We start from the raw sequence: 7049 nt of genomic DNA, 5'->3' as shown, positions 1-7049 counted from the left end.
CGCGCCGGTCGCGGTGTGCCGGTCGCGGTGTGCCGGTCGCGGTGTGCCGGTCGCGGTGTGCCGGTCGCGGTGCGCCGGTCGCGGTGCGCCGGTCGCGGTGCGCCGGATGGACGAGCGGCGGCGGGCGGCGCCGGAGGAACGCGCGCACGTCCGGACGAAGCCGAGAGCTCAAAAAAGAGCGGACCCCGCCGCCGAACCCGCCTCACGTGGTGACCGAGATCGGGCCGACCCGGGCGCTGGGCCGCGACTGAGCGCGCACGGCCTTTTCCGGCCAGTGATCGAATGCGCCGTTAACCGGAGGTTTCCGGGAAAACTGCAGCGGCGTCACCGTGTTCAGGTCACGGTGACGCCGCTGCGGGGGGAAGCACCTGAGCGATCTGTTACGACGGGGGAATCGCGTCAGGCACTGCGGGGGGTGGCGGAGATGGTCCTGAGGTCGGCGGGCTCCGGCGCCACCTGCCGGTGGTCCCGCTGGTCCAGGTTCACGAAGATCATTCCATAGCGGACGGCACACCGTACGGGCTGTGGCGCCCCCCGTGGCCGCCGCAGGCACCGGTACGCCCGTACGTCTCCGTCCTCGTCCCGCGTGACGACGACCGGCTCACCGAAGACGGTCACCATCAGCGAGTCGCCGCTGTGGGGGATGGCGGTGACCAGGTCGATGAAGTGCCAGCCGGAGCGGTAGGCGGTGGCCATCTCACGACGGAAGGAGCGGTCGTCGGGTGGTGTGGTCACATCAGCTCTCCGAGTCCGCCGCGGGAGACACCGGCCAGTGCGAGTCGTCAGGGCCCGCGACCACCACCGCCGGCCAGTGGCTGTCCGCACGAGTGTCACCCTTCACGTCGGAGTGACCACCCAGCGCCCCAAAGGCCATGACGGCGGAGAAGGCGGCCACAAGCACCGAGCGAAGCATTCTCTTACGCATAGTCGGCTTCGTCCTCACTTGAAAGTCTCCTCTTCCCCCGTCAAATAAGACGATGGCTCATTCCGGCACGTCATGGCCACAGGATCGATGCATCATGTTCCTGCATATTCAGGACCCTGGGGGGTGGAGATTTCGTGGCAAATCAGACCAAGGCGACGCATCCCCATGCGATGACCGAACTTTGCGAGGAAGGTGTCCGACTTTATGCGAACGCCCTCCGCCTGGGGCGGATCGCCCGGGCGGATGCCGAGTGCGCCCCCTGCCTCGTCGAGTTCGCCCTTCTCCACCCGGATCCGGACGACGCGGACTGGCTGCGCCCGGTGCACCCGTCGGTCGCACTGGCCGAGCGACTCCACCCCCTCGAACGGGAGATCACGGAGCGTCGGCGGCTGTCCATCCAGCTCGCGGACCTCTTTGAGCCGTTCCTCGCGCTCAGCGCGCAGTCCGCGACGACCGACCACTCGATCACGGTGCTGGAAGGGGGCAAGCGGATCAACGCGGCACTCAACCTGGCCACGACCCAGTGCCACACCGAGATGCTCACCATCCAGCCCAGCGACGACCGCTTCTCCGAGCGCAGCCTCACTCAGGGCCTTGAACGGGATCGGCCACTGATCGAGCGGGGCGTACGCATCCGGACCCTCTATCAGCACACGGCCCGCTACAGCCCCGAGAAGCTGGCCTACGTGGCCCAGCTGTCGAACGGAAAGGTGGAGTACCGCACGATCGACGAGGTGGTGGAACGCCTCATCGTGTGCGACGAGACCGTCGCCTTCATCCCCGCCCGCGACGACCAGCAGGTCGCCCTGGAACTCCGCCACCCGGGCCTCGTCCGTTACCTGATCAAGGTGTTCGAGTTCATGTGGGGCCGATCGGTCCCACTGAGCGCCGGTGCTCCTTACGAGACCGCGCCCGGCGGCATCACCGACATCCAGCACTCCATAGCAAAGCTGCTCATCGAGGGCCACGTCGACGAGGCCATCGCCCGCCGCCTCGGGATGAACGTCCGCACCTGCCGGGCCCACATCGCCAAGCTCGCCGCCATCCTCGGCAGCGGGAGCCGCGCCCAACTCGGTTACCTCATCGCCCAGTCGGGGATCCTGCAACAGGAACACCGAAGCCACGGGAGGACTGTGTGAGCCCGACACGTCATCCAGGGCACGGTGCGGAGGACCTGTGCCCTGCGGGCGCGGAGCTGTACGAACGCGCCCTGCGGAGCGGGTGGGTGCGTGCCGGGGAGGCGGAACGGGTGCCCTGCCTCATCGACTTCGGCCTGCTGCATCCGGCGGTCGAGGATCTCGGCCGACTGGAGCCGGTGGCGCCCGTCGCCGCCCTTCAGCGGCTGCTGCGCGCGTCCGGGGAACGCATCGCCGAGGAACGACGGCGCGAGGAACGGCTGGCCCAAACCTTCGAGCCGCTGATGCGCATCGACGGCAGGTACGCCGGGCAGCAGGACACACCGGCGCTCAGGGTCCTCAGCGGCACCCGGAGGATCAACCGAGCCATCACCGAGGCCATGGCCGAAGCGAGTGAGGAAGTCCTGTGTGTACAGCCGCACTCCGGCCTCCTCGGACGGCGTGCTGAGGCGGCACGGGGCGTGGCGCTGGACCGCGATCAGGCACTGCTGGACCGCGGCGGTCGTATCCGCACCCTCTACCAGCACACGCTGCGCCACATCCCCTCGGTGCCCGCCTACCACGAGCAACTGACCGGTGATGTCACAGCACGCTCCCTCGACGAGGTCACCGACCGGCTCATAGTCATCGACCGCGCCGTCGCCTTCGTGCCCGTCACGGCGGACGGCACCCTCGCCCTCGAAGTCCGCCAACCCTCCCTGGTCGCCTACCTCGCCACCACCTTCGAGCGCCTCTGGCACCTCGCCACCCCCATGTACCCCCGCACCGTCCACCAGCCCTCCACAGGCGGCGTCACGGCCCGGCAGCGGGCCATAGCCGCCCTCCTCGTCGAAGGGCACACCGACGCCGTCATCGCCGACCGTCTCGGCATGAACGTGCGGACCGCCCGTGAGCACGTCGCCAAGCTCGCCGCCACCCTCGGCAGTGCGAGCCGGGCACAACTCGGCTACCTCATCGGGCGGTCGGGGATTCTTGGCCAGGAGCGGTGAGTGACGCACCGCCGGAGGTGCGCGGCGGCCCGTCCAGGCCGGCCTGGGCGATGCGGACGCCCAGCTGCGTACGGCTGGCCGCGCCCAGGGTCTCCGACAGGCGGGCGATGTGCGCCCGGCAGGTGCGGACGCTGATGCCCAGCCGTTCGGCGATCACCGCGTCCTGGTGGCCCTCGGCCAGCAGCGCGGCGATGGACTGCTCGCGGTGGGAGATGCCCTCGATGCCGGTGTCGGGCAGCGGCGCGGTCAGCGGGATGGCCAGCCGCCAGAGCCGTTCGAAGACCGTCACCAGGTACTCCACCAGCCCGGGATGACGCAGCTCCAGCGCCATCGTGCGGTCGGCGTTGGCGGGCACGAAGGCGACCGTGCGGTCGAACAGGATCAGCCGGTCGATGACCTCGTCGAGCGTGCGCGCCTCGACCGTGTCGCCCATCAGCTCCAGGTAGTTGAGCAGGCCCTGGCCGTGCCGGGCCACGTGGGTGTAGAGGTCCCGCATGCGCACCCCGCGGCCGCGCAGCGCCAGGGCCCGGTGCAGCCCCTCCGACAACTCGTGCTCGCGGCGGATGCCGCCGGGCTGGACGGTCAGCACCTCGGTGGTGCACGCCTGGGTCGCCTCGTCCATGGCCGCCTGGATGCGGGACAGTCCGTCGAGGACCCGGATCGCCGTGCCCTCGACGCCCGCGGAGGGCTCCCGCACCCGGCGGCCCAGCCCGGCGTACCGCTCGAAGGCGGCCACCACCGAGCCCACCCGCCGATGGCTCGCGCTGACCTCGTCGTACATCCCGCGCAGCAGCCGGGTCATGACCTCCTGCGGCGCGGTCGGCACCAGGAAGTCCATGTCGTCGGGGTCCGGGTGCAGCAGGGCCAGTTCCAGCAGGCAGGGCACCGGCTCGGCGTCCCGGCGCGGCACCCGGCCCCGTCGTACGGCCCGGGAGTACACGCGGTCCCCGGCCTCGCACAGCCGGTCGGCACCGTGTGGATGCTCCTCCGTCCCGTGCCCGGCCATGGTCCGTCACACCCCCGGTTTCCACCTCTTCCGCAGCGCAACTATGCGCGGACCGGACCGGCTGTGCAACACGGCTCCCACCGGAGCGGCCACCGGAAACCACCGGTATCACCCGGTGTGTCCCGGCCTCCGCCCGGCGCGTCGCGGCAAGGTGACGACGGTGGAGCGGCCCCGTCGGGGCACGTCGGCACGGTGGTTACTTCTTGAGACCGATCGCCGTGCAGGCCTCCAGGTACTTGGCGGTGCAGATGTCGGCCGCCTTGTAGATGCCGTCGTCGATGACCGTCTCCTTGATGTTGTCCTGGGTCAGGGCGACCACGGAGACCAGCTGCGCGGGGATGTCCTTGTGGGTGGGGCTGCTGACCTTGTCCCGGGTGAGGGCGTCGAACTGGATGTCCTTGCCCTGGACCTTGGCCACGGCCATCTCGGCGGCGGCCTCGGCCTCGGCCGGGTAGGACTTGTAGACGCTCATGTACTGCTCGCCGGAGACGATCCGCTGCACGGCGTCGAGTTCGGCGTCCTGGCCGGTGACCGGTGGCAGCTTGTCGACGCCCGCGTCCTTGAGGGCCTGGATGACGGCGCCCGCCATGCCGTCGTTGGCGGCGTAGACGCCGAGGATGCTGTCCTTGCCGATCGCGCCGATCGCCTGCTTCATGTTCGCCAGGGCGTTCTCCGGCTTCCAGTCCTTGGTGTCGTAGGACTTGGCGATCGTCACCTTCCCGCTGAGCTGGGCGAGCGCGCCCTCCTTGAACTGCTTGGCGTTCGGGTCGGTGGGCGAGCCGTTCATCATGACGATCTTGGAGGAGCTGTTGGTCTCGGGGCCCATCTTCTCCAGCAGGGAACGGCCCTGCACCTCGCCGACCAGTTCGTTGTCGAAGGAGATGTACGCGTCGATCGGGCCCTCGGCGAGCCGGTCGTAGGCGATGACCGGGATACCGGCCTCCTTGGCCTTCTCCACCATGCCGGCGATCTCGTGCGAGTCGACGGCGTCCAGCAGGATGATGTCGACCTTGTCGTCGATCATCTTCTGCATCTGGCCGGCCTGCTTGCTCGCGTCCGCCTCCGCATTGGCGTACTCGACCTTGCCCTGGCCCCGGGTCAGCTCGGCGACCCTCTCCTTGATGATGGGGTAGTCGAACTTGTCGTACCGCGTGTTGGCGGTCTCCGGCAGCAGCAGGCCCACCGTCATGTCGTTGCCCTTGGTCGGGCTCGCGTCGGCGCCGGCTCCTGACCCGCCGAGCGCCCCGCAGGAGGCCAACGAGAAGATCAGCGCGGGCGCGGCCGCGGCTATGACGATACGACGCATCGAGGTGCTCACTTCTGGTGCCTTCCGGACGAGGACGCAGCATTGCGACCCAGGTGACTGAAAAGCCAACGCGGAGGCGACCACCGGCGTCAAGCTGAACCACTTAACGAGATGACAACACCACGCTCCGCTGCTGCTGTGAAGAGCTCGCGCGGCCTTGCGGAACCCCCTCCAAACGCCCTTTACGGACCCTTCACCGATCGGCGGTTCGCCACCGGGTGCCCAGCACCACACCGACGGCGGTCCCGGCCTTCGAGAGGTCGGGACCGCCGTCGTGCGTGTACTGCGTGTGCGGGGGCTAGTTCTGGTCCTTGGCCTTCTTCGGGCGCCACACCACCAGCGCGCTGGTCTGCTGGACCTCCTGGTACGGGACGAGGTCCCGGCGGTAGGAGGCGTGGACGGCGGCCTCGCGCTGCCGCATGGTGGCCGCCGCGCCGTCCAGGGCCGCCTGCAGCTCCGCGATGCCGTACGGGTTGCGGCGGCGGCCGTCCATCTCATGCTCCCTTCGCGGCCTCGAACAGCTCTGCCCGCGGGTCCTCGCCGGCGGTGGCCTCGCGATACGCCTCGAGCGCGTCACGAGCCTTCCCCGACAGGTCCCTGGGAACACTCACCTCCACGGTGACCAACAGGTCGCCGTGGCTGCCGTCCTTGCGGACCGCGCCCTTGCCACGGGCCCGCATCGTACGGCCGTTCGGTGTGCCCGGGGGCAGTTTCAGCGTCACCGGCGGCCCGCCCAGAGTGGGCACCCGGACCTCGCCGCCGAGGGCGGCCTCGGCGAACGTGACCGGCACGGTGACGGTGAGGTTGTCGCCCTTGCGGCCGAACACCGGGTGCTCGCCGACGTGCACCACCACGTACAGGTCGCCCGCCGGTCCGCCGCGCTCGCCCGGAGCGCCCTTGCCGCGCAGCCGGATGCGCTGCCCGTCGCCCACGCCCGCGGGGATGCGCACCTGCATCGTCCGGGACGACTTGGCGCGCCCGGAGCCCTTGCAGATGTCGCACGGGTTCTCCGCGGTCAGCCCGCGGCCCTTGCAGTCGGGGCACGGGTCGGTCAGCGAGAAGCCGCCGCCCGAGCCGCGCGCCACCTGCCCGGTGCCGACGCAGGTCGGGCACACGCGCGGTGTGCCGTTCTTGTCGCCGGTGCCGGAACAGGCCTTGCACGGCTGCTGGCTGGACATCCGCAGCGGCACCGTGGCGCCCTCGATGGCCTCCGTGAAGCTCAGCGTGACCTCGGACTCGATGTCCTGGCCGCGCCGGGGCTGGGTGCGCGTGCCCGCACCCGCCCCGCCCCGGTTGAACAGTCCGCCGAAGACATCCCCGAGGCCACCGCCGCCGCCGCCGAAGCCGCCGCTCCCGCCCTGGGCGCCCCCGCCGAAGAGGTCGCCCAGGTCGAAGTTGAAGGAGCCGCCGGCGCCCGGCCCGGGGCGGAAACCGCCGTTGCCGAACAGGGCGCGGGCCTCGTCGTACTCCTTGCGCTTCTTGGGGTCACCGAGCACGTCGTTCGCCTCGGAGATCTCCTTGAAGCGTTCCTCGGCCTTGACGTTGCCCTTGTTGGCGTCCGGGTGGAACTCGCGGGCGAGCTTCCGGTACGCCTTCTTGATCTCGGCCTCGGTGGCGTCCTTGGGGACGCCGAGGACCTTGTAGTAGTCCTTCTCGATGAAGTCCTTGGTGCTCATCCCCGACGTCC

Annotated in this window: 6 protein-coding genes and 1 pseudogene; 2 read left to right on the top strand and 5 right to left on the bottom strand. The window is 70.0% G+C overall.

Annotated features, from left to right (window positions below; translation table 11 throughout):
• Nucleotides 1–399: 399 nt before the first annotated feature.
• Nucleotides 400–735 carry a Rieske (2Fe-2S) protein gene (locus DEP02_RS11250; RefSeq protein ID WP_112467203.1) on the bottom strand — a complete coding sequence of 112 codons (336 nt, stop codon included), beginning with the start codon at nucleotides 733–735 and terminating at the stop codon, nucleotides 400–402.
• Between the two features lie 360 nt (nucleotides 736–1095).
• Between DEP02_RS11250 and DEP02_RS11240 the strand changes: the two genes are divergently transcribed.
• Nucleotides 1096–2064, top strand: coding sequence for a helix-turn-helix domain-containing protein (locus DEP02_RS11240; protein WP_112467201.1), 969 nt, complete (start codon nucleotides 1096–1098; stop codon nucleotides 2062–2064).
• Nucleotides 2061–3050: a helix-turn-helix transcriptional regulator gene (locus DEP02_RS11235; RefSeq protein ID WP_112467200.1), complete on the top strand. Its 990-nt coding sequence runs from the start codon at nucleotides 2061–2063 to the stop codon at nucleotides 3048–3050. The genes DEP02_RS11240 and DEP02_RS11235 overlap by 4 nt, the downstream gene beginning before the upstream one ends.
• On the opposite strand, the gene DEP02_RS11230 is transcribed toward DEP02_RS11235, so the two are convergent.
• The 4 genes and pseudogenes from DEP02_RS11230 to dnaJ form a co-directional block, all read right to left on the bottom strand.
• The gene (locus tag DEP02_RS11230; protein ID WP_112467199.1) at nucleotides 3013–4056 is read right to left on the bottom strand and encodes a helix-turn-helix transcriptional regulator; all 1044 of its coding nucleotides are present in this window, start codon (nucleotides 4054–4056) and stop codon (nucleotides 3013–3015) included. The genes DEP02_RS11235 and DEP02_RS11230 overlap by 38 nt on opposite strands.
• A 196-nt stretch (nucleotides 4057–4252) precedes the next feature.
• Nucleotides 4253–5362 (bottom strand): sugar ABC transporter substrate-binding protein, encoded by a 1110-nt coding sequence (locus tag DEP02_RS11225; protein WP_112467204.1) that lies wholly within the window; start codon nucleotides 5360–5362, stop codon nucleotides 4253–4255.
• Nucleotides 5363–5660: 298 nt separating this feature from the next.
• Nucleotides 5661–5825: pseudogene (locus DEP02_RS11220) on the bottom strand (heat shock protein transcriptional repressor HspR); the annotation flags it as partial.
• 31 nt (nucleotides 5826–5856) lie between these two features.
• Nucleotides 5857–7038 carry a molecular chaperone DnaJ gene (dnaJ, locus tag DEP02_RS11215; protein ID WP_112467198.1) on the bottom strand — a complete coding sequence of 394 codons (1182 nt, stop codon included), beginning with the start codon at nucleotides 7036–7038 and terminating at the stop codon, nucleotides 5857–5859.
• Nucleotides 7039–7049: the final 11 nt, after the last annotated feature.

It is taken from the genome of Streptomyces triticisoli (assembly GCF_003270085.1).
Lineage (GTDB): Bacteria > Actinomycetota > Actinomycetes > Streptomycetales > Streptomycetaceae > Streptomyces > Streptomyces triticisoli.
This window is presented reverse-complemented; position numbering and strand designations above follow the sequence as displayed.

Excerpts from the sequence above, each read along its gene's own strand:
- DEP02_RS11225 (WP_112467204.1), bottom strand. The coding sequence starts at position 5,362 with ATGCGTCGTATCGTCATAGCCGCGGCCGCGCCCGCGCTGATCTTCTCG.
- dnaJ (WP_112467198.1), bottom strand. The coding sequence starts at position 7,038 with ATGAGCACCAAGGACTTCATCGAGAAGGACTACTACAAGGTCCTCGGC.
- DEP02_RS11240 (WP_112467201.1), top strand. The coding sequence starts at position 1,096 with ATGACCGAACTTTGCGAGGAAGGTGTCCGACTTTATGCGAACGCCCTC.
- DEP02_RS11230 (WP_112467199.1), bottom strand. The coding sequence starts at position 4,056 with ATGGCCGGGCACGGGACGGAGGAGCATCCACACGGTGCCGACCGGCTG.